The organism is Avrilella dinanensis (assembly GCF_002807015.1).
Lineage (GTDB): Bacteria > Bacteroidota > Bacteroidia > Flavobacteriales > Flavobacteriaceae > Flavobacterium > Flavobacterium dinanensis.
Genome location: NZ_NIPO01000001.1, coordinates 2,118,785 through 2,141,062 on the forward strand (window position 1 = coordinate 2,118,785; position 22,278 = coordinate 2,141,062).

Genomic DNA, 22,278 nt, shown 5'->3' on the forward strand with positions numbered 1-22,278 from the left:
GTCAGAATTCGCTGTTGATTATGGTTTCAAAATCTTCAATGGTTTGCTGTAAGGAATGAAAAGATTTTCCGCCGGCAGCGTTGATGTGTCCGCCACCGTTAAAATGTGTTCGGGCAAATTGATTTACATCAATATCGCCCTGCGAGCGGAACGATATTTTGATAATTCCTTCCTGTTTTTGCTCAATAAAAATCACTGCCAGTTCTATACCTTCGATGGATAATCCGTAATTAACAATCCCTTCAGTATCACCTTTTTGGTAATGAAATTCGTTCAGGTCATTTTGTGACAAAAAAGTGTAAGCAACTTTGTTATTACCTGTTATTTTCAACTGGTTGAGAGCCCTGCCCAACAACTGCAGCTGATTATAAGAGTTGTTGTTAAATAAATTAATGTGTATTTGCGGATTATCAACGCCATAATCAATCAAATCGGCAACTACACGGTGAGTGTGTCCGGTTGTTTTGGTAAACTTAAAAGAGCCGGAATCAGTTACAATTCCGGTATAAATACACGTGGCGGAATCCGCATCGAGGTATTGATTGAATCCGGAAGTGACCAGAATATCATAAAGCAATTCACAGGTAGAACCGTAATTCACATCTGAAAAGGTTACTGCTGCGTAATCATCCGGCATTTGATGGTGGTCAATCATAATAAACTTTGTCTGAAGTTGTTCCAGATAAAGCTGCATTTGGTCACCCGCCCGGTGCAATGCGTTGAAATCAAGCGTGAAAACTAAATCACAACGGTCTAATATTCTTTTGACATCGTCGGGATAAGATTCAAAGGCAATAATTTCTTCAGAGCCGGGCAGCCAATGCAAAAATGAAGGAAATTCATTCGGTGAAATTACCCGGGCATTTTTTCCCATTCTTCGAAGTATGTGCCATAATGCTAAAGCAGAGCCTATAGCATCTCCGTCAGGATTTCTGTGCGGAATAACGGCTATATTTTCAGCATTTTCAATAAGTGTTTTAAACTGTTGTATGTTGTCTTCTGAAATCATTCGGCTAAAATAACCTTTTTTCGTATAATTTCAGGCATATTTATTGTGCCATCTTTTTTAAAGTAGAAAAATCGAGTAGTTTGATTTTCTTTCTTTCGAGAGCAATCAATCCTTCTTTTTTCATTTCCGATAATAACCGGATACAGCTTTCGGTGGCTGTGCCTGCCATATTGGCGAGTTCTTCACGACTAATCTGAATGTTGATATTTTGTTGCTTGTCTTCACCAGACAGCTCGTGCAAATGAATCAGTATTCTGGCTAATCGTTCTTTGACCGTTTTGTTGGAAAAATCAACAGATAAAGAATTGGCTTGTTTTAACTGGTAACAGATGTCTTTGGTTATTTCCAGAGAAAAATTAGGGTTTCCTTTGATGAAAGACATAATCTCGATCCTAGGAATAAAACAAACTTGCATATCTTCGATAGCAACGGCAGACAGATAGCTCGTTTCGTCGCTAATAACGGAACGCTGCCCGAGGAGTTCTCCTTTTTTAACTAATCGTAAGATAGATTCTTTGCCGTCAGGGTTGAGTTTAACTAATTTGCAAACACCGTCTTTGACGCAGTAAACACCGTTCATTCGTTCACCTTCTTCAAAAATGAATTCGCCCTTTTTTACCGTATATGACTCTTTGCAAGAGGCTAAGTGTATGAGCTCTTGCCTGTCTAAGGCCTTCAACGAACCCAACTCCCGGACTATGCACTGTTCACAGCTTGACATAAAAGCAAATTTGAATCCCAAGCAAAAATAGAAATAAATCATGACAAATATCATGTTTTTTAAAAGAAATGCTAAGGATATTTGCAAAAGGTTTAAGCATTAAAAATTCTGAAGATGAAAAATTGTTTTCACTGCGGAGAAAAGGTTGAGGATAGTCGAATTATCCTGTATGACGAAAAAAACTTTTGTTGTCAGGGATGTAAAACGGTTTATGAAATCTTTTCAGCTCATGATTTAGATTGTTATTATGAGTTTGAACAGCACCCCGGAGCCACGCCCAAAGACATCGAATCCAAATTCAATTTTTTGGACAATCAGGATATTGTGTCCAAGCTTCTGGATTTTGAAGAGGCAGATACTTCTATCGTCCGGTTGTATATTCCGCATGTTCATTGCAGCTCGTGTATCTGGATTCTCGAGCACCTGAACCAGCTGGATAAAGGTGTGGTTTCTTCTCAGGTGAATTTTTCTCAGAAAAAAGTAACTATAACCTTTAATAATCAGCAAACAACGCTTAAACAAATTGTTCATTTACTGGCTAAAATCGGTTATGAACCTTATATCAGTCTGGATAATTACGAACAAAAACCACAGCTGATAGACCGGAGTTTACTGTACAAAATAGGCATAGCTTTTTTTGGATTTGGCAACATTATGCTGTTGTCTATCCCTGAATATTTCAATGTAGATGATTACTGGATGCGGGAATACAGAGATTTTTTCCGCTATGCTATTTTACTGATTTCTTTGCCGGTGTTTTTGTATTCCGCGACACCTTATTATAAGTCAGCATGGAACAGTATCAAAACCAAATCATTCAATATTGATGTTCCTATGGCATTGGGGATTATCGTAATGTTTGTACGAAGTCTGGTTGATATTTTCATTCAGGACGGACAAGGCTATCTGGACAGCATGTGCGGACTGGTTTTTTTTATGTTGTCAGGCAAATTGATTCAGCAAACGACTTTCAATTTTTTGTCTTTCGAGAGAGATTACAAATCCTATTTTCCGATAGCTGTAACAAAGCTGGAAGGGAAAAAAGAAATTCCTACACAGGTCTATGATATAAAGGAAAAAGATAAAATTCTTATTCGTAATCGGGAACTCATTCCGGTCGATGCGGTTTTGCTCTCCGAAAAAGCCCATATTGATTATAGTTTTGTTACCGGCGAGGCCATTCCGGTAGAGAAAAAATCAGGCGATAAAATTTTTGCCGGCGGAAAACAAGTCGGTCAGCCGGTACAGATTCAGGCAGTTAATACCGTTTCTCAAAGTTATCTGACACAGCTTTGGAGTAATGATGTTTTCCAGAAAAACGTCAGTCAGAAATATAAAACCATTAGTGACAAAGCCAGTCAGATTTTCACTCCCGCATTGCTTTTTCTGGCGATTATTGGTTTTGTAGTCTGGAGTTTCAGCAGTATTGCCGATGCTTTTAATGTGTTTACGGCGGTGCTGATTGTGGCTTGTCCGTGTGCCATAGCATTGACTGCACCATATACGTGGGGAAATGTTATCCGGATTATGGGGCGAAAAAAAATGTATCTGAAAAATACGGTAGTGATTGAGCAATTAGCCAAAGCAGATACTTTGGTTTTTGATAAAACCGGAACAATAACCAGCAACGACAATAAAAATGTGGTTTACAAAGGCGACCGTTTGACAAAGCAGCAAATTGCTGTCATCAAAAATCTTGTCAGAGGGTCTAACCACCCGCTGAGCAGAAGACTGTATCTGAATTTGCCTGAATCAGATATTTTTACTCCCGATTTTTTTGAGGAAATCACAGGAAAGGGAATCATCGGACAGATTGGTAATGATACCTACAAAATCGGTTCAGCATCATTGGTTAATGCACCGGTCAAGGCGAAAAACAACCAAACTTGCGTGTTTATTTCCATTAATGATGAGTATAGGGGGTATTACGAAATTGAAAATCATTATCGGGAAGGATTGACTGCACTTTTCTTTAACCTCGATGCCAGAGGTTATGATTTGTATGTGGTTTCGGGCGATAACGAAGGAGAGCGGCGACAATTGGAAAGGATATTACCCGAGAAAACAACTTTGGTTTTTAATCAGAAGCCGGAGGATAAGCTGAACTTTATCAAAAAGTTGCAATCTCAGGGGAAAAACGTGCTGATGGTTGGCGACGGACTGAATGATGCCGGGGCTTTGGCACAAAGTAATGTAGGTGTGTCTGTTGCTGAAGATGTGAATGTTTTTACGCCGGCAAGTGATGCGATATTGGACGCGGAAAAGTTTGACAGGATAAATTATTTTCTGGATTATGCCAAAAAAGCAATGAAAACGATAAGAATGAGCTACATACTGGCTCTGACCTATAATGTTGTCGGACTTACGTTTGCTCTGACCAATAAAATGTCACCGTTGTTTGCTGCAATTATCATGCCTTTGAGTACAGTAACGATTATCGGTTTTGTGACTTTGATGACACATTATTTTTCCCGGGAAAAATCTAAAAAAAAGTTAAGAAAAATTTCTGAATATGACAAATATCATGTTTTTGGTAAACGGTCGAAAGTATCTTTGAGTAAAGTTTTTAGGTCATGAGTATTATTTATATCTTAATCTGTATCAGCGTGTTCGTGGCAGCAGTGTTTCTGTTTCTGTTCATCAGTTCCGTCAAAAGCGGGCAGTTTGATGACAATTACACACCTTCGGTCAGAGTTTTATTTGAAAATAAAACAAAAAAAAGTAAAGAAAAAGAACAATCAACTAAGTATAAACAAAGTAATTCAAATTAATTAACTATGGAAGTGCAACAATTTTACTATGACAACAAAATTGTAAAGAAGTTCCTTTATGCAACGATTGCATACGGAGTTATCGGAATGGCTGTGGGGCTGTTACTTGCGCTGTTATTTATTTTTCCTAATCTAACAGAAGGTATTTCCTGGCTCAGTTTCGGGCGTTTAAGACCATTGCATACCAATGCGGTAATTTTTGCATTTGTGGGTAATGCAATTTTTGCCGGAGTTTATTACTCTTTACAAAGACTTCTCAAAGCCCGTATGTACAGTGATTTTCTCAGTAATTTAAATTTCTGGGGGTGGCAGCTGGTTATTATTTCAGCGGTAATTACATTGCCATTGGGATATAGCAGTTCTAAGGAATATGCCGAGCTGGAGTGGCCGATTGATATCGCTATTGCTATCGTTTGGGTAGCATTCGGGCTCAATATGATTATGACAATCCTTCGACGAAGAGAACGTCACTTGTATGTGGCTATATGGTTTTATCTGGGAACTTTTGTTACCGTTGCGGTATTGCATATTTTTAACAGTTTGGCATTACCGGTATCAGGATTAAAATCATATTCAGTATATGCCGGAGTGCAAGATGCTTTGGTGCAGTGGTGGTATGGTCACAATGCAGTAGCATTCTTTTTGACAACACCTTTCCTTGGATTGATGTATTACTATTTGCCTAAAGCAGCCAACAGACCTATTTATTCATACCGATTATCTATTATTCACTTTTGGTCGTTGATATTTTTGTATATCTGGGCAGGTCCGCATCACTTGTTGTACACTGCACTTCCTGAGTGGGCTCAAAATCTTGGCGTTGTTTTCTCTGTGATGTTGCTTGCACCGTCTTGGGGAGGTATGATTAACGGGTTGCTTACGCTGAGAGGAGCGTGGGATAAGGTAAGAACCGACCCGATTTTGAAATTCTTCGTAGTAGCTATTACAGGATACGGTATGGCAACATTTGAAGGTCCAATGTTATCTCTCAAAAACGTAAACGCAATTGCCCACTATACCGACTGGATTATTGCTCACGTACACGTTGGAGCATTGGCGTGGAACGGATTCATGACATTCGGAATTATCTACTGGTTGATTCCGAGAATGGTCAAAACAAAATTATATTCCCAAGCGTTGGCAAACTTCCATTTCTGGATAGGAACATTAGGAATTGTATTGTACTGTATTCCTTTATATGTAGCCGGATTCCAGCAACATTTGATGTGGAAAGAATTTACTCCGGACGGAATGCTGAAATACGGTAACTTCATGGACACAGTAACAGCTATCATGCCTATGTATGCCATGAGAGCAGCGGGAGGTTCATTGTATCTCGTAGGAATGATTATCCTGGTTTATAATATTTATAAAACCATCAGAGCAGGTCAGAAAGTAGAAGACGAAATGGCGGAAGCACCTGCATTAGCGGTTATTTCTAAGAATAGAGTAAAAGGAGAAGGCTGGCACAGCTGGTTAGAAAGAAAGCCTATTCAGCTGACAGTTTTAGCCACTATTACCATATTGATTGGAGGAATTGTACAGATTGTCCCGACTTTGGTAGTCGAATCCAACATTCCGACGATTGAAAGTGTTAAACCTTATACACCGCTTGAACTGGTCGGTAGAGATTTGTATATCAGAGAAGGTTGCGTAGGTTGTCACTCGCAAATGATACGCCCTTTCCGTTCAGAGGTTGAGCGGTATGGAGAGTATTCCAAATCCGGAGAATACGTGTACGACCACCCGTTCCTGTGGGGGTCTAAGCGAACAGGACCAGACTTGCACCGGGTAGGAGGTAAATATTCCGACAACTGGCATTTTAATCACATGTATGACCCGCAAAGTACCTCAACAGGTTCAATCATGCCGTCTTATAAATGGTTGTTTGCCAACAAATCCATGTACTATGATGATATTGAAAAGAAAATGGAAGTGCTTGCTACATTAGGAGCTCCTTATACAGAAGAAGACATTGCTCAGGCAAGAGAGAATATCAAAATACAAGGAGAACAGATTGCTAAAAATCTGGAAACCGACCCGGATTATGTAAAATCTTATGAAGAAAGTAAAAAGACAGCTCAGGCACGCGGAGAAGAATTTGTACCGATGAGCCAGAGAGAAATTACCGCTTTGATTGCTTACTTGCAAAGATTAGGAACAGACATAAAAGTCAAAGACGCTAACTAAAAAAACAGAAAGTTATGCTAAAGTTTATCAAACACAGTTTAGAAACTATCACAGGGATTGAGATATATCCGATAATATCCCTGCTCATATTTTTCTTCTTTTTCGTAGCACTATTTGTGTGGGTATCCTGCTACAAAAAAGAAACGATTAAGGAATTGAGTAATATTCCTTTAGACGATAACGAATCAGATGATAATCACGAAAATCAACTAATATGAAAAAGTATTTTCCAGCATACGTAAGAGTACCTTTATTGTTCTTTGCTTTTTACGGAATCATAGAGCTTGCAGTAGATTCAGGCGATAGGCCGGCATTCATCAGCAACCCTTATATTCTGATATTATTAGCTTTCTTTTTGTTCTTGTTAATTGTTCTGGAAACCGTGGGCGGAGCAGTCAAACAGGTTTTATTCCGACTGATGACACCCGAAGAACGTGAAGAAAAAGAACGTTTGGATAATCTGCCTCTAAAAGAGCATGAATGGTACAAAAAGCTAATGAAAAAGCTAACCAAAACCAAACCTATCGACGAAGAACACGAATTGGTTATGAACCATGAATACGACGGGATTAAGGAATTGGATAACGATTTGCCGCCCTGGTGGACATATTTGTTCTATGCCACAATCATTTTCAGTGTGGTATATCTGGCAAAATATGAACTTTTCGGTGGCGACACGCAAATTGATGAGTACAATAAAAAAATGGAATTGGCTCGTATTCAGATTGAAGAATATAAAAAAACCGCTCCGGATTTGCTAACTGCCGACCAGGTTACTGTGCTGACCGAACCAGCGGATATAGCTGCCGGACAGGCATTGTTCGAAACCAATTGTGTAGCTTGCCACAAAGCAGACGGAGGAGGTTCGATAGGTCCCAATCTGACAGATGAATATTGGATTTTGGGCGGAAGCATCAAAGATATATTCAATACCATTATGGAAGGTGGGCGTGACGGTAAAGGAATGATTGCCTGGAAACAGCAAATCAAACCGTCTGATATTCAGAAGATATCGAGTTATATAATCACGTTGCAAGGTACCAATCCGCCAGATGCGAAAGCCCCTGAAGGAGATAAATATGTTCAGGAAGCCACTCAGGAAGAGGGTGCAACAACCGATGAAATTCCGGAAACAGAACAGGATAGCTCAGCAGAGTAAAAAAAATAGATTATAAATTATTTTTATTTGTTAGGTTTTGTTTGTTCAGCCACAGTGATTACAGAAGCCATAATTTCTTTGCTGTGGCTGATTTTTAAACCAGTCAGTATAATATTATGAAAAACACTTCCGACGAAAGTTTCAGAGATTCAATAGGTACCCTCGATGCCGAAGGGAAGAGAGCATGGATTTATCCGAAAAAGCCCTCAGGGAAGTATTTTACCAGGCGGAAAATAGTGAGTTATTTACTATTAGCGTTTTTGTTTGCCGCACCGCTTGTAAAAATCAATGGAAATCAGTTTTTACTGTTCAACGTGATAGAAAGAAAATTCAGTATATTCGGTTTCCCGTTTTGGCCTCAGGATTTTTACCTGATAGTAATTTCGATGATTATCGGTATTGTATTTGTTTCCCTGTTTACAGTAGCTTTCGGTCGTATATTTTGTGGGTGGATATGTCCACAAACTATATTTATGGAAATGGTTTTCAGACGGATAGAATATTGGATAGAAGGCGACAGAGGAGCACAAATGCGACTGAACCGACAAGAATGGAATGCAGAAAAAATCCGGAAAAAAGGATTGAAATGGTTCATATTCTTCGTCATTTCCTTTCTGATTGCCAATATATTCCTTTGTTATATACAAGGAAGTGACAAAGTATTGAGTATGGTCCAAGAAGGTCCCGGAAACCATTTAGGAACATTCATTGCATTACTGATTTTTACGGCAGTTTTTTATTTCGTATTTACTTGGTTCAGAGAGCAGGTCTGTATCATTGCTTGTCCATACGGAAGAATGCAAAGTGTTTTGCTTGATGATAAATCTGTCGTTGTTGCCTATGATTATGTTCGTGGAGAAGGAGAAAAGGGCAGAGCAAAATTCAGAAAAAATCAAAACCGTGCCGAGGAAGGTTTCGGAGATTGTATCGATTGCAAACAATGTGTACACGTTTGCCCGACCGGTATAGACATTCGTAACGGAACTCAGCTCGAATGTGTAAACTGTACCGCTTGTATTGACGAATGTAATCACATTATGCGGTCGGTTAATTTACCGGAAGGATTAATCAGATATGCGTCGGAAACAGAGATTTCAGAAAACAAAAAATTCCGTTTCACACCTCGTATGAAAGGCTATACGGCAGTATTAGGAATCCTGAGTGCGGTATTAATCGGTCTGTTGTTCCTGAGAAGCGATGTTGAAGCGACAATCCTTCGTTTGCCAGGGCAATTATTTGAACACAAAGGTGAGAATATCAGCAATGTTTACTCCTATAAAATTGTCAATAAAACAGTAAAGGATTTTGATGATGTTCATTTTAAACTGGTTGAGCCAAAAGGGACAATTACGGTAGTTGGGAAAAAAGGAATATTTATCCCGCGGGAAGATATGGCTCAGGGAACATTGTTTATAGAAATTAATCAATATCTGCTGGGGGAAGATAAAACCAAGGTGGAAATCGAAATATACAGTGGTGATAAGCTGATAGACAAAACCACCACCAATTTCTTGGGACCAAGAAAGTTTAATTAAAATGTACAACCCTAAAAAATAAGTAAAATGAAATTCAATTGGGGAACAGGAATCGTTATCGGAATGTTGTGCTTTATGATATTTATTTTACAATATGTCATCAGGGTACAAACCGACAGCAAATTCGATAATGAATTAGTAACAGAACAATACTACGAGAAAGAAATCGAAGTAGATGATAACTACCAGAAAGAAAAAAATCTGAATGAATTGGGGGATAAATTCAATGTTTTCGCCGCTTCAGAAGGAATTTTTATACAATTTCCGGAAGATTTTGATTACCATAACATACAAGGAAATATATCCCTATACAGACCGTCTGACCAAAAGATGGACACCAATATTTCGATAGAGTTGTCCTCTTCCGCAATGCTTATACCTAAAAACGCTTTGGCAGACGGTCGCTGGGATATTATTATCGATTGGCAATATAAGGGAAATCAATATTATACAAAACAATCTCTCACTTTTTAATTAGCTTATGTTATCCGCTTTTTTATTCGGGTTGCTTTCTAGTCTGCACTGCGTCGGAATGTGCGGACCGATTGCAATGATGCTTCCGGTAAGCAGAACGAGCGAAGTAAAGCGGGCATCTCAGATAATCATCTACCATTTAGGACGGATTTTCACTTACGGATTTTTAGGTGGTTTATTCGGCTGGCTGGGGCGAGGACTCTTCATTGCCGGTTTACAACAAAAATTGTCTGTTATTCTGGGCATATTGATGATTGTTTATGTACTTATTCCCAAAAATAAATTTAACCGGATTTCCTTTCTTCAGCCATTATACCGGTTGGTCAATAAGGCAAAAAAACTCATGGGATTACAATTTAAGAAAAACAACAGTTCGTCATTTTTTATCATTGGTTTGCTCAACGGATTTCTGCCTTGTGCCATGGTTTATGTGGCTTTGTTCGGGGCAACCGCCACTCAGATGCCTTTACAGGGAATGTGGTATATGATGCTTTTCGGTTTAGGAACAGTTCCGATGATGTCTGCAGTGGTTTATGTGACGAATGCTATTTCGGTACGCATGAGAGAAAAAATATTGAAAGCAGTTCCGGTTTTTGTCATAATCCTCGGAACACTTTTTGTCATTCGAGGTATGGGGCTTGATATTCCTTTTCTTTCGCCCGGAACATTAAAATTGTTCGTTACCACCGGAGCAGATTGTTATTAGTGTAAACAAAACGAGGAAAAATCTACACATTATAGAAATAATCCACACAAAAAAATGTGTAGATAGACGAAAATCGTTGTAAACAGGCTCTGGCATACCGTTTGCAATTAGATAGACAAAGTAGTTCTGAAAGAATTTAGTAAGTAAGTTTTTTCAAAAGTAATAGTTAATGTAGTTTTTGATGGGTAGTTAGACAACTTGTTTAGCTACCCATTTTTTTGTCTTTACATTACCAGAAAATTAATTTACATCTGATGAATGATTTCAGCCAACTTTTGCGTTAGTTTTTTCCGGCTGAAATATTGCAACCCGATACCGTAAGATTTCAGTTTGTTTTCCGAATATTGCTGATACATTTTTTCGATGCAGTCCGCTATACGGTCTTTTTCATCATAGCAGAAATATTGCCCGGTATTGGTTTGTTTAATTAATGTTTCCACATCGCTTTTTTCAGGACCAATAGCCAGAATCGGACGTTCGGCAGCCATATATTCAAACAGTTTTCCGGGAATAATCGCCCGGGTTTCTTCCGAATCAATTTCGAGCAATAGCAAGACCTGAGAAGTGCGTTGCTCTGTTATCGCTTGCTGATGCGAAATATAACCCATATTATTTACATACGGACTCAGCTTGAATTCGTCTAAAGTATTCAGGATTTGCGTGCTGACTTTTCCGGCTAATTTCAATTCAAAATCCTGCTTAAAATCCGGGTTATTTTTGATAAGTTCAGCCAATGCTTTCCACAACACTCTCGGATTTCTGTCGGATAACAATGAGCCGATATGAGCGATAGTGAATTTTTTGTCCAAAGGTTTTTTTTCGATATGTTCGATGTCATATCCATTGGTAATCACGTCAATAGGCTGCTGAGTTATTTGCTCAAAATCTTTTTTGGTGGACGGACTCGTAACCAGAATGCGGTCAGCTTTGTTCAGCACTTCTTTTTCCAGTGTTTTATGTTTTTGGGCAGCCGAATTGGTTAATTTCAGCTTTTTGTGGTAACCGATAGTTGTCCACGGGTCACGGAAATCGGCTATCCACGGAATATTAAATTGTTCTTTCAACTGTTTCCCGATGAGGTGCAAGCTATGCGGTGGTCCGGTTGTGATAATTATATCTACGGGATTGATTTTGATATATTCAGAAAGATACTCAACAGAAGGTTTTACCCAGCCGATTCGTGCGTCCGGAATAAAAAAATTACCTCTGATGAACAACAAAAGTTGTTCCGATAAACTTTGTTTTTTCTCGTCGGGAATAATCCCCGAACTAATATTCTGCGTAGATTTTTTTGAAAAAAGCCGGGCAATTTTATAAGGTTCTTTGATAGGTTGAGTAAGAACTTCCACTTCCAGATTCACTTCGTTGCAAAGTTCTTCATCAATAATCGGATAACTCGCATTTTCAGGAATATACACAATCGGCTCTATATCAAAATCGGGCAGATATTTGACAAATTTCAACCAACGCTGCACACCGGGACCGCCTGCAGGTGGCCAATAGTAGGTTATGATAAGAACTTTTTTCATAAATCGGATTTCCTAATTTTCTCTTTTTCTTACACCGTAAAAAACTCCTCCTGCAATCAGCAAAATCATTACCAGAGAACTTGCCAAGGCAATCCGGCTTCCTGTTTTTACGACCTGCGGCTCAAAACGGAATTCAATCGTGTGGTTTCCTTTCGGAACTTGTAAACCTCTTAACGTATAATTGACTTCAAAGATTTCGGTTTCGTTTCCGTCAATAGTTGCAACCCAGCCATTTGGATAATAGATTTCTGAGAAAACAGCCAATCCGTCGTTTTGGTTTTGAGATTGATATTTTAAATAATTAGGTTTGTATTCAACTAATTTTATGGAAGATAAGCTATCGGTAACGAAACTATTAGAAATATCAATATTGAAATTTTGTTTATTTAAAACAGCCGTATTTCTACCCAAACTTTCCAAAGCTTTCATTTCTTCATCAGCAGAATGTACAGTTTTTATCTCATTCACAAACCAAGCATTTCCGTAGGCATTTTCATTTAAAAGAGGAACTTGTTTTCCTTCTTCGTCTGTATCAATGATGTATTTGACATTGAGCATATTCAAAACTTCCTGATTATCTTTTACAATCTGATAATCATACAGTTCCTGAATTTTCTTTGGTTTCACGGCACTGTATCCTCCGATAGAATGATGAAAATACGATGTTCGTGCATTGCTCATTGCTCCGGCTTTTTCAAAAACCCGGTACACCGATTGGTCTTCATCAATTAATTTATCAATAGGTGTTTTTTGAAAAGGCTCGTTCATCAAACGGCTATCTACAAAACTGTCTTTGTTTACATAGTTTTTATCTACCAAAAATAAATCTCCGACCATCAACACGCCAATCAGAATAATCGTGATATTTTGGGTTAATTTTTCTTTGTTGAAACCAAACAAAATCAAGACAGAAAGAGCTACTAAAACCAGACTTCGCAATACATCGGCTGAATACATTTTGGCTCTGTCGGAACGCAACGCTTCCATAAATTCATGACCGAAAGACTTGTTTTGTACCAAATAATTCAGGTACTCAATCATACTTGCATCGTTTGGCGAACTAAAACTAAACATTCCTTTTCCTAAAAGTAAAATCAAAAGAAGTCCTAACGAAATTCCTCCTGCTTTTTTCAAAGAATCCCATTGTGCTGCTTTATCGGCTTTCAGATAGGAAGTCAATCCTAAAACAGCCAAAACCGGCACGCATAATTCCAATATAACCTGAATGGACGAAACCGCTCTGAACTTGTTGTACATCGGAACGTAATTGATAAAAAAGTCTGTCAATAACGGGAAATTTTTCCCCCACGAAAGCATCAACGAAACGATTGCTCCTGCCAGAAATGCGTATTTTATCTTACGTTTTTCAACAAATAATGCAAGAACAAATAAAAAGAAAACAACCGCCCCGATATAAGCCGGTGCGGCGACAATAGGTTGGTCGCCCCAATAAGTTCTTCCAAAATTATCCCGAAGTTGGCTGATATATTCATACGGAATACCTTGTCTGACCATAAATTGATGCACTTCCGATTTTTCATCTAATTTTTCGGAATTTCCACCTCCGAAAAGTCGTGGTGCAATCAGGTTCAGGCTTTCTGATTTCCCGTAGCTGTATTCCGTAATGTATTCATAAGACATCGCATTTTGGGACGTTTTCGGGCTTCCGTCAGGGTTTGTGGTCAATTCGCTGTTGCTTCGGGTACTTACTTTAGCATATTCTGAAGTTGCCATTAGGTTGGTTGCATTAGCTCCGATAGCTAGAATCCCTGCAATAGCAAATACTCCCAAAACTTTACCAAGTTCCTTAAACTCTTTCGCTTTGATGAATTGATAGGAATAATAAATCCCGATGATCAGTAACAGAATCAACAGATAATACGTCATCTGAAAGTGATTTGCCTGAATTTCGAGGGCGACGGCAATCATTGTGAGCAATCCGCCGAGAATATATTTTCGCTGGAAAACGAGCAAAACTCCCGCTACAACCATCGGCATATAAGCAATCGCATGTGCTTTGGCATTGTGTCCGACTCCGAGAATGATAATTAAATAAGTCGAAAGTCCGAAAGCCAAAGCTCCGAAAAATGCCTTTAGCGGTTTGATTCGCAAGGATAAAAGTAAGATATAAAACCCGATGAAATACAGAAAAAGATAATCGGCAGGACGAGGTAAAAACCTCAAAACCGAATCTAGACTTTTGACGTAATTATGCGGATATTTTGCTCCCAACTGATAGGTAGGCATTCCTCCAAAAGCAGAATTTGTCCAATAAGGCTCTGCGTCTTCTGTTTTTCGGAAGTCGTTTTGCTCTTTTGCCATTCCAATATATTGAACAATATCTGACTGATAGATTTCTTTTCCCTGTATAACGGGGTAAAAATAGGCGAGTGCGATAGCAACAAACCCTGCCAATGCCAACAGATGTGGGATAAAACGATTGAAAGATTTCATTTTAATACATTTATTCTGCTAAAGTAGAAATAAAAGATTGGCTATACAAGCGTTTTTGTTTCGGGTTTCTTTTGTTGGTTATTTCACAGAGATACTCAAACAAAAAAGCTACCCGTTATAGGTAGCTTTGTGTTATTCAATTTCTTCAAAATCAATATATTCGCCGACTTTTTTCTTTTCTCTGAGTTCCTGTTTCTTATTCGGATTGTTGGTTTGCCGAGATTGATTTTCCTGATTTTGGTTTTGATATTGTCTGTAAAATGTTTCTTGTTGTTGCCTGAAATTTTCCTGTGCTTTTTTAGCTAATTTATTGACCAGAATCGGTGTAAGCAAGCGAAATGCAAACTTAAATAAATAGTAAAGCAACACAATGATAAACAGTGTTCTGATAAAACCAAAAAAATCTGCGGTATATAGTGTCATGTTTAAAATGTTTTAGACAAAGATAATGAACTTTTCAGTTGTTATTTAGTCAGATAATCACAAAAATCCGTTAAACATTGTTATTCTCTTTCTGTTCAGTTATTTTTCTCTCGAGCTCCAGCTGAAATTCTTCCATTACAGGCTTAACCGTGCTTTCCGGTAAGTCTGCTATCCGGATATACATCAACCCGTCCACCGCGTTGTTAAACAATGGGTCAACATTAAACGCTACCATGCGGGCATTCTGTTTGATATATTTTTTTATCAACACTGGCAAACGTAAATTTCCGGGTTCTACCTCGTCAATTAAACGGTCGAATTTATTCAAATCAGCTTCTGTTTCATTAAAAATAAAGTCCTTATCGGCATCTTTAAGTTTTACCTTATATTCTTTGCGGGGCGAAACATACTGAGCAATATAAGGGTCGTAATAGTTAGACATCATAAACTCAATCATCAGCGATTTGGAAAAATCAGAAAACTGATTGCTGATGCTCACACCGCCAATCAAATATTTGTGCTCCGGATACCGCAATGTGGTGTGCACAATTCCTTTCCAAAGCAGAAACAGCGGCATAGGTTTTTGCTGGTATTCATCAATGATAAAAGCCCGTCCCATTTCGATAGAGTGCTCCATCATCGAATAAAGTTCAGGTTCAAAACTGAATAATTCATGCAAATAAAATCCATCGATTCCGAATTGAGGAAATATTTTTTTGCCCAATCCCATGCGGTATGCTCCGGCAATTTTTTTGGCGTCATCGTCCCACAAAAACATGTGATAGTAATGGTGGTCATATTTATCCAAATCAATTGCCTGATTGGTTCCTTCGCCCACAGCACGAAAAGTGATTTCCCGTAAACGTCCGATTTCTCTGAGTATATTCGGTATTTTTTCTGGCTCTGCCAGGAAAACCTCATAGTTTTTACTTTGCAATAATCTGCAATCGGTAGTTTCCCGCAAAAGTTTGATTTCCTGTTCAAGCATATCCTGTGTAACCGGATTGGCAATCTGTTGCGGTGGCGGTGGCGGCAACTTGAATGAAGGCATTTTGATAAAACGTTTTTCGTTTTTCTGAATAGCATTTGCGAGCAAATAAGTCTTCTGTCTCAGGAAATTTCCATATTCTTCAATACTTCCTGCATGTTCGTTTTGTTCTTCCACCGCTATTGGCCTGCCAATTCGGATTCGGATATTCCGTTTGTGCTGGCTCAGCATTTCCGAAGGCAGTTTTGCCGTTTGCATAGCCGGGCTGAGCTTTGATATGGTATAGAAAGCCGAACTGTTTTTGGCATGGAAATATATCGGAATAACCGGCACTTGTGATTTGTGAATAACCTTCAGGGCAACTTCCTGCCATGTACGGTCAATATGCCCGTTTTCCGTTTTGACATTAGAAACTTCTCCTGCCGGGAAAATCCCCAGTGGCTTGCCGGATTTTACATGAGCCAATGCTTCTTTGATACCAGCGACACTCGATTTGACTTCTTTCCGGTTTTCAAAGGGATTGACCGGAACCACATAAGGCTTCAACGGTTCAATCATTTGCAACAGAAAATTCGCCATGATTTTGTAATCGGTGTTTTGCTCCAGCATCATTTTTAGCAAAATAATCCCGTCGGCTGCTCCCAGCGGGTGGTTGGAAACAGTAATATATGCTCCTTGTTTAGGCAATCTTTTCAGCTCTTCCGGGTCAATTTCATAGACAAAACCAAATTCTTTGATAATGGCGTCCAGAAATTCGATTCCCTGTAAATGTTTGTGTTTGTCATATATTTTGTTAGCCTCGTCAATCCCCATCATTTTCATTAAGGAACGGCTGACAAATGTGCCTATGAACCCCAAACGATCGAGCTTAGTCACGTTGGCTATTTGCTTAGATGTTATTATTGGCATCGAAAATGAATTAATAGACAAATATATCAAATTATTGTATCGGGCGGTCATTTTTATTTGCCATCAGCCGGATTGTTTGCCTTAAATTTTTCTTCATTGATAGATTTTTGATTAATTTTGAGCCCTATTGTTTAGTTATGAAGATATTATCGTATAATGTAAATGGAATCAGGGCAGCCATTCGTAAAGGTTTTTTGGACTGGTTGCAGGCTGCGAATCCGGATATTATTTGTTTACAGGAAATAAAAGCCACAGCAGACCAGATTCCGGTTGACGAAATCCGGGCTGCCGGATATCAATACCAATATTATTATCCCGCACAAAAAAAGGGATATAGTGGCGTGGCAATTTTGTCCAGAAAAGAACCTAATCAGGTAGTATTTGGCACAGGAATTGAGCACATGGATTTTGAAGGGCGAAATCTACGTGCCGATTTTGATGATTTTTCTGTGATGTCATTATATTTACCATCAGGAACAAACATAGACCGGTTGGATTATAAATTCCGCTATATGGACGATTTCAGGGTCTATGCCAATGAACTCATTAAAGAAATACCTAATCTGATTATTGGCGGAGATTATAACATTTGTCATCAGGCAATTGATATTCATGACCCGGTTCGGAATGCGAAAGTTTCCGGATTTTTACCCGAAGAGCGTGCCTGGTTAGATGCTTTCATGAAAGATGGGTTTGCCGATACTTTCAGAATGTTTAACAATCAACCCCATCAATATAGTTGGTGGAGTTACCGAGCCAATGCCCGAAACAACAACAAAGGCTGGCGAATTGATTATTTGCTGGCACACGAACAGATGAAAGACAGAATTGACAGAGCTTATATTCTGCCGGAAGCCAAACATTCAGACCATTGCCCGATTGGAATAGATTTAAAAATATAAATAAAACGAAAATTATGATAAAGAGAATAATTGTAGCCGGATTATTAATAACCACAATGTCGTCGTGCGTGAGCAGACGTTTGTACAACGAGTTGAATGATAAATATGAGCAATGCAATAACCGAATGGATTTAATTCAAAGCGAATATGACCAGCTGGTAGCCCGCAATAATGACTTGGAAAACAGTTCAACCGATTTGCGTGAATTGTACAATCAGGTGTCAAAAGAACGCGACGAATTACAAAATAAATATAAGCAGTTAGAGAAAAATTATAACGATTTGGAAAGTACCAGTGCAGAAGCTATCCAGTCGGAAATAGAGCGATTGAACCACCTCAAAGGTACTTTGGACGAACGCACCCAGCGAGTAAATGAGCTGGAAGGAAAGCTCAATGGAATGAACGAAAGCCTGAACAGATTGAAAGAATCTTTGTCTGATGCTTTGTATTCTTTTGAAGGAAAAGGACTTACGGTTGAGCAAAAAGATGGAAAGGTATATGTGTCGATGGAAAACAAACTGCTTTTTCCGTCCGGTAGTTGGACTGTCAGCTCACAAGGGCGTGAAGCGGTGGAGGAACTCGCTAAAGTGTTGGCAAACAATCCTGAGATTGCTATTTTGATTGAAGGACATACCGACACAGACAAAATTACCGGAAATCTGGGTGGCGGAATTACCAATAACTGGGATTTATCGACCAAAAGAGCAACCGCTATTGTGAATATTCTGGAAGAAAATCCGAGTATTGTGCGTAAAAACTTGACGGCAGCCGGGCGTAGTGAGTTTGCCCCAATAGCCTCAAATAATACCACAGATGGTAAAGCTAAAAACCGCCGTATTGAGGTTGTACTTACCCCTAATCTGGACGAAATCAACAAACTGTTGAGTGAGTTGTAATTATTTATCAGGAATAAGTAAACCCGGAATAGTTCCGGGTTTTTTTATGTCTGAATTATTCAGTTTTTATTTAAAAGCCGGGAATCCGGTAACGTCCATTCCGGTAATCAGCAAGTGAATGTCGTGTGTACCTTCATAAGTAACTACCGATTCAAGGTTCATCATGTGACGCATAATGGAGTATTCGCCTGTGATTCCCATTCCGCCAAGCATTTGACGAGCTTCACGAGCGACGTCTAATGCCATCGCTACGTTATTGCGTTTTGCCATTGAAATTTGTGCCGATGTAGCCCGACCTTCATTACGCAAAACCCCCAAACGCCATGTCAATAATTGGGCTTTAGTGATTTCGGTAATCATTTCGGCTAATTTTTTCTGTTGTAACTGCGTGGCACCGATTGGTTTATCAAACTGAACACGCTCTTTGGAATAACGCAAAGCGGTGTCGTAGCAATCCATTGCCGCACCGATAGCTCCCCATGCAATACCGTATCGGGCAGAATCCAAACAGCCAAGAGGTGCTCCTAATCCGGATTTGTTTGGTAACAAATTTTCTTTTGGAACTTTAACATTATCAAAAATTAATTCGCCGGTAGCCGATGCACGCAAAGACCATTTATTGTGTGTTTCCGGAGTAGAAAAACCTTCCATACCACGTTCAACAATCAAACCGTGAATGCGTTCTTCTTCGTTTTTTGCCCACACCACAGCGATGTCTGCAAACGGAGCATTGGAAATCCACATTTTGGCACCGTTCAGCAAATAATGGTCGCCCATATCTTTGTAGTTAGTAACCATTCCGGCAGGGTTGGAACCGTAATCAGGTTCTGTCAATCCAAAGCAACCTATCATTTCGCCTGTGGCTAATTTCGGGAGATATTTTTTGCGTTGTTCTTCGGTACCGTATTTCCAAATCGGATACATAACCAAAGAAGACTGTACCGATGAAGTGGAACGAACACCAGAATCGCCGCGTTCGATTTCCTGCATGATTAAACCATACGAAATCTGGTCTAACCCGGCACCACCGTATTCTTCGGGAATATAAGGACCAAAACCACCGATTTCGCCCAAACCTTTGATGATTTGTTTAGGAAATTCAGCTTTTTGGGCATATTCTTCAATAATCGGGGAAACTTCTCTTTTGACCCATGTGCGAGCAGCATCTCTGACGAGCTTATGTTCTTCGCTCAGCAAATCATCTAACTGATAATAATCGGGTGCCTGAAATAAATCGGGTTTCATATATAATGATTGTTTAATTAAATTTAAAGAACAAAAATACTTATTTTTCTCCATAAAGAGAAAAGATTTTTAAGTACGTGATAAAAATAAAAAAACAATTCTCTTGAGAATTTATCTGAAAAATAGTATATTGCTAGATATAAGCAGATAGAAAGAGTTAAGATATAAATTCTGTAGTTATGAAAAGTAAAAACAAATCAGGTCAGCTTTGGGAATATGCCGGTATGATAATCGCTTTGTTGGTTATGGTTTCGGTGGGTGTGCGGTTTGTCAATCAACCAGAAATTGAAGAAGTGCCGGCGGAAACTCAAAGAACAGTGACGAGTGAAAAACCAGAACAGGAAAATAAACAAGAAGAAAAAACGGTTTTGAACAACGAACCAAAAAAGGAAAAACTGGTGGCATCATCTTATGTGAAAAAGAAAAAGGCTGAACCTAAAAAAGAACAAGAAAAAATAAAAGAAATTATTGCTGAATTTGTAGCGGTTGAAGATACTATCGTAGATACGACAAGTGCCACATTAGTAGTTTCTGAGCGTTTTAGTTGCTCACCATTGATAGGATACCCAAAATCAAATATAGAAATCCCACAAACTTCTGTAACCATTCTAAAAGACGTAGAAATTTTAACCCGTAACCAAGAGTTTACTTATATTGTGGACGGTGTTCGGGTAAGCAAAGAAACGTTTCGTTCGTTAAACCCGAATGATATCGAAAGTATTGATATTTACAAACATACTGATGTAACCAATGCACGTTTCGGCAACAAAGATAATCAAAGCAGGATAGGATTAAGGAATAAGTAAAAATGGATAGCTAATAGAATCGTTTGTTTCTTGATATTGAAAGTGTTAAGCCTTCTTTTTCGCGACAATCGGTTTGTTGTTTTTAGACAAATGTTCGATTATTATTAATCTAAAATCAAAACCATAGGTACTTGTATATATCCTGCAAGGTCTTTTTTGACCTTGTAGGTATAAGAAATTATATAGCTACAAGGTTTTTAAAACCTTACAGCAATTGACAATCAATGCTTTATTAATCGGAATCAGGTTTTTAGACACTCTGAGTTTCCTTCATTCGAAACCTTTTTAAATATACCAACGCAAGACTCGCACCAATACTTGCCATTCCCACGCCCACTAAAACCGGAGTGTTGTACGCCAAACCAAATGTGATAGGAATACCACCAAAATAAGCACCCAATGTATTTCCGATGTTGAAACTTGCTTGTCCCGCCGCAGCTGCGATGGTTTCTGAACCTTTTGCCGAATTAATCAACATCATTTGTAGAGGCGAACCTGTAGTAAAAGCCACCAGTCCGGTAACGAAAGCCATAATGTATGCCATTTCAGCAATATGAGCTGTGAAATAAACCGCAACCAATGTAATCGCCATTGCTGAGAAACAGGCAATAGAAGCTTTGGTTGGCGAAATAGTATCTGCAAGCTTTCCACCTAAAATATTTCCGAAAAACATTCCCAAACCTACCAAAACCATAATCAGCGGAACGCGTTCTTCAGCTAAGTTACCAACCTTAGTAACCATCGGAGAAATATAAGATATCCACGAAAACAAACCACCGGTTCCAATCGAAATGATAGCAATAATCAACCAAGCTTTGGGTTGTTTAAAATAAGAAAGCTGTTGGGTCAGGTTCCCTTTTGAGCGATTGGCTATGGTGGGCAACCAGAAATATAATGCAGCAAAAGTAAGCAATCCCAGCGATGCAATTACGCCATAGGTAATCCGCCATGAGAAATGATGCCCGATATAAGTTCCCAAAGGCACGCCGGCAAGGTTGGCAACGGTCATTCCTGTAAACATAAAAGCAATTGCCCGAGCTTCTTTTCCTTTTTGTGCCAGTTGTGCTGCCACAACCGACCCCACACCAAAAAATGCACCGTGAGGTAATCCTGACATAAACCGACTGATAGCCAAACTATTGTATTCCGGAGCAATCGCAAAAAGACCGTTGAACACCAGAAAAAGCACCATTAGGAAAAGCAATACATTTTTCGGGGCAAACCTTCCTGTGAATAAAGTAAGAATCGGTGCACCAATCACTACGCCCAGGGCGTATAAGGCGATGAAATGTGCCGCTTCGGTAATTTCTATTTGTTGGTCTTTGGCAATATCCTGCAATATTCCCATCATAGTAAACTCGGTCATTCCGATGGCCAATCCGCCGCAGGCTAATGCAAGTAATCCTTTGTTCATAAGTTTGGTTCAAAGTGCAAAGGTACTTAAATTGAGGTTAGTTTTTGGGGTTGATTTATTAACTTTTAACGATAAAAAAAAGAAGTAACTTATATGTAATTTCGTAGGAATTAATATATTCGTAGCGTAAAAATAAAAAACAATCTG

General features: G+C 38.9%; 19 protein-coding genes. 11 read left to right on the forward strand and 8 right to left on the reverse strand.

All coding sequences use genetic code 11. The annotated features are described in order from the left end of the window. Position 1: 1 nt before the first annotated feature. Positions 2–1,009, reverse strand: coding sequence for a DHH family phosphoesterase (locus tag CDL10_RS10305; protein WP_100678449.1), 1,008 nt, complete (start codon positions 1,007–1,009; stop codon positions 2–4). A 40-nt stretch (positions 1,010–1,049) separates the two neighbouring features. After that, a complete protein-coding gene (locus CDL10_RS10310) occupies positions 1,050–1,730 on the reverse strand; it encodes a Crp/Fnr family transcriptional regulator (RefSeq protein ID WP_100678727.1) in 681 nt (226 codons plus the stop codon). Between the two features lie 108 nt (positions 1,731–1,838). Between CDL10_RS10310 and CDL10_RS10315 the strand changes: the two genes are divergently transcribed. The 8 genes from CDL10_RS10315 to CDL10_RS10350 all read left to right on the forward strand — a co-directional run bounded on the left by CDL10_RS10315 (position 1,839) and on the right by CDL10_RS10350 (position 10,565). Beyond that, positions 1,839–4,307, forward strand: a complete 2,469-nt coding sequence (locus CDL10_RS10315) for a heavy metal translocating P-type ATPase (protein ID WP_100678450.1) — start codon at positions 1,839–1,841, stop codon at positions 4,305–4,307. Beyond that, a complete protein-coding gene (ccoS, locus tag CDL10_RS10320) occupies positions 4,304–4,501 on the forward strand; it encodes a cbb3-type cytochrome oxidase assembly protein CcoS (RefSeq protein ID WP_100678451.1) in 198 nt (65 codons plus the stop codon). Before CDL10_RS10315 ends, ccoS begins: the two co-directional genes overlap by 4 nt. A 6-nt stretch (positions 4,502–4,507) precedes the next feature. Beyond that, positions 4,508–6,691 (forward strand): cytochrome-c oxidase, cbb3-type subunit I, encoded by a 2,184-nt coding sequence (gene ccoN, locus CDL10_RS10325; protein ID WP_100678452.1) that lies wholly within the window; start codon positions 4,508–4,510, stop codon positions 6,689–6,691. 14 nt (positions 6,692–6,705) lie between these two features. Beyond that, entirely contained in the window at positions 6,706–6,909 is a 204-nt protein-coding gene (locus CDL10_RS10330) for a CcoQ/FixQ family Cbb3-type cytochrome c oxidase assembly chaperone (RefSeq protein WP_100678453.1), read from the forward strand. After that, a complete protein-coding gene (locus CDL10_RS10335; RefSeq protein ID WP_100678454.1) occupies positions 6,906–7,850 on the forward strand; it encodes a cbb3-type cytochrome c oxidase N-terminal domain-containing protein in 945 nt (314 codons plus the stop codon). Before CDL10_RS10330 ends, CDL10_RS10335 begins: the two co-directional genes overlap by 4 nt. Positions 7,851–7,966: 116 nt before the next feature. Next, positions 7,967–9,385, forward strand: a complete 1,419-nt coding sequence (gene ccoG, locus CDL10_RS10340) for a cytochrome c oxidase accessory protein CcoG (RefSeq protein WP_100678455.1) — start codon at positions 7,967–7,969, stop codon at positions 9,383–9,385. Positions 9,386–9,412: 27 nt separating this feature from the next. Continuing rightward, positions 9,413–9,859, forward strand: coding sequence for a FixH family protein (locus CDL10_RS10345; RefSeq protein WP_100678456.1), 447 nt, complete (start codon positions 9,413–9,415; stop codon positions 9,857–9,859). Between the two features lie 7 nt (positions 9,860–9,866). Continuing rightward, entirely contained in the window at positions 9,867–10,565 is a 699-nt protein-coding gene (locus CDL10_RS10350) for a sulfite exporter TauE/SafE family protein (protein WP_100678457.1), read from the forward strand. A gap of 245 nt (positions 10,566–10,810) precedes the next feature. Here CDL10_RS10350 and CDL10_RS10355 read toward each other — a convergent pair whose 3' ends face one another. The 4 genes from CDL10_RS10355 to CDL10_RS10370 form a co-directional block, all read right to left on the reverse strand. Then, entirely contained in the window at positions 10,811–12,094 is a 1,284-nt protein-coding gene (locus CDL10_RS10355; RefSeq protein ID WP_100678458.1) for a glycosyltransferase family 4 protein, read from the reverse strand. A 12-nt stretch (positions 12,095–12,106) separates the two neighbouring features. Further along, positions 12,107–14,548, reverse strand: a complete 2,442-nt coding sequence (locus CDL10_RS10360; protein ID WP_100678459.1) for a YfhO family protein — start codon at positions 14,546–14,548, stop codon at positions 12,107–12,109. 132 nt (positions 14,549–14,680) lie between these two features. Beyond that, the gene (locus CDL10_RS10365; protein WP_100678460.1) at positions 14,681–14,971 is read right to left on the reverse strand and encodes a DUF4834 family protein; all 291 of its coding nucleotides are present in this window, start codon (positions 14,969–14,971) and stop codon (positions 14,681–14,683) included. A gap of 70 nt (positions 14,972–15,041) precedes the next feature. Then, the gene (locus tag CDL10_RS10370) at positions 15,042–16,868 is read right to left on the reverse strand and encodes a GNAT family N-acyltransferase (protein ID WP_100678461.1); all 1,827 of its coding nucleotides are present in this window, start codon (positions 16,866–16,868) and stop codon (positions 15,042–15,044) included. A 137-nt stretch (positions 16,869–17,005) separates the two neighbouring features. Here CDL10_RS10370 and CDL10_RS10375 point away from each other — a divergent pair, with 137 nt between their 5' ends. Further along, positions 17,006–17,770, forward strand: a complete 765-nt coding sequence (locus CDL10_RS10375) for an exodeoxyribonuclease III (protein WP_100678462.1) — start codon at positions 17,006–17,008, stop codon at positions 17,768–17,770. Positions 17,771–17,784: 14 nt separating this feature from the next. After that, on the forward strand, positions 17,785–18,666 hold the full coding sequence (locus CDL10_RS10380) for an OmpA/MotB family protein (RefSeq protein WP_100678728.1): 882 nt from the start codon (positions 17,785–17,787) through the stop codon (positions 18,664–18,666). A gap of 66 nt (positions 18,667–18,732) precedes the next feature. Here CDL10_RS10380 and CDL10_RS10385 read toward each other — a convergent pair whose 3' ends face one another. After that, positions 18,733–19,911, reverse strand: coding sequence for an acyl-CoA dehydrogenase family protein (locus tag CDL10_RS10385; RefSeq protein WP_100678463.1), 1,179 nt, complete (start codon positions 19,909–19,911; stop codon positions 18,733–18,735). A gap of 179 nt (positions 19,912–20,090) precedes the next feature. Here CDL10_RS10385 and CDL10_RS10390 point away from each other — a divergent pair, with 179 nt between their 5' ends. After that, the gene (locus CDL10_RS10390; RefSeq protein WP_100678464.1) at positions 20,091–20,717 is read left to right on the forward strand and encodes a hypothetical protein; all 627 of its coding nucleotides are present in this window, start codon (positions 20,091–20,093) and stop codon (positions 20,715–20,717) included. Positions 20,718–20,967: 250 nt separating this feature from the next. Here CDL10_RS10390 and CDL10_RS10395 read toward each other — a convergent pair whose 3' ends face one another. Then, positions 20,968–22,131 carry an MFS transporter gene (locus CDL10_RS10395; protein WP_100678465.1) on the reverse strand — a complete coding sequence of 388 codons (1,164 nt, stop codon included), beginning with the start codon at positions 22,129–22,131 and terminating at the stop codon, positions 20,968–20,970. Positions 22,132–22,278: the final 147 nt, after the last annotated feature.

Coding starts and splice junctions, on each gene's coding strand:
- CDL10_RS10305 (WP_100678449.1), bottom strand. CDS start 1,009: ATGATTTCAGAAGACAACATACAACAGTTTAAAACACTTATTGAAAAT.
- CDL10_RS10310 (WP_100678727.1), bottom strand. CDS start 1,730: ATGTCAAGCTGTGAACAGTGCATAGTCCGGGAGTTGGGTTCGTTGAAG.
- ccoS (WP_100678451.1), top strand. CDS start 4,304: ATGAGTATTATTTATATCTTAATCTGTATCAGCGTGTTCGTGGCAGCA.
- ccoN (WP_100678452.1), top strand. CDS start 4,508: ATGGAAGTGCAACAATTTTACTATGACAACAAAATTGTAAAGAAGTTC.
- CDL10_RS10330 (WP_100678453.1), top strand. CDS start 6,706: ATGCTAAAGTTTATCAAACACAGTTTAGAAACTATCACAGGGATTGAG.
- CDL10_RS10335 (WP_100678454.1), top strand. CDS start 6,906: ATGAAAAAGTATTTTCCAGCATACGTAAGAGTACCTTTATTGTTCTTT.
- ccoG (WP_100678455.1), top strand. CDS start 7,967: ATGAAAAACACTTCCGACGAAAGTTTCAGAGATTCAATAGGTACCCTC.
- CDL10_RS10345 (WP_100678456.1), top strand. CDS start 9,413: ATGAAATTCAATTGGGGAACAGGAATCGTTATCGGAATGTTGTGCTTT.
- CDL10_RS10350 (WP_100678457.1), top strand. CDS start 9,867: ATGTTATCCGCTTTTTTATTCGGGTTGCTTTCTAGTCTGCACTGCGTC.
- CDL10_RS10355 (WP_100678458.1), bottom strand. CDS start 12,094: ATGAAAAAAGTTCTTATCATAACCTACTATTGGCCACCTGCAGGCGGT.
- CDL10_RS10360 (WP_100678459.1), bottom strand. CDS start 14,548: ATGAAATCTTTCAATCGTTTTATCCCACATCTGTTGGCATTGGCAGGG.
- CDL10_RS10365 (WP_100678460.1), bottom strand. CDS start 14,971: ATGACACTATATACCGCAGATTTTTTTGGTTTTATCAGAACACTGTTT.
- CDL10_RS10370 (WP_100678461.1), bottom strand. CDS start 16,868: ATGCCAATAATAACATCTAAGCAAATAGCCAACGTGACTAAGCTCGAT.
- CDL10_RS10375 (WP_100678462.1), top strand. CDS start 17,006: ATGAAGATATTATCGTATAATGTAAATGGAATCAGGGCAGCCATTCGT.
- CDL10_RS10380 (WP_100678728.1), top strand. CDS start 17,785: ATGATAAAGAGAATAATTGTAGCCGGATTATTAATAACCACAATGTCG.
- CDL10_RS10385 (WP_100678463.1), bottom strand. CDS start 19,911: ATGAAACCCGATTTATTTCAGGCACCCGATTATTATCAGTTAGATGAT.
- CDL10_RS10390 (WP_100678464.1), top strand. CDS start 20,091: ATGAAAAGTAAAAACAAATCAGGTCAGCTTTGGGAATATGCCGGTATG.
- CDL10_RS10395 (WP_100678465.1), bottom strand. CDS start 22,131: ATGAACAAAGGATTACTTGCATTAGCCTGCGGCGGATTGGCCATCGGA.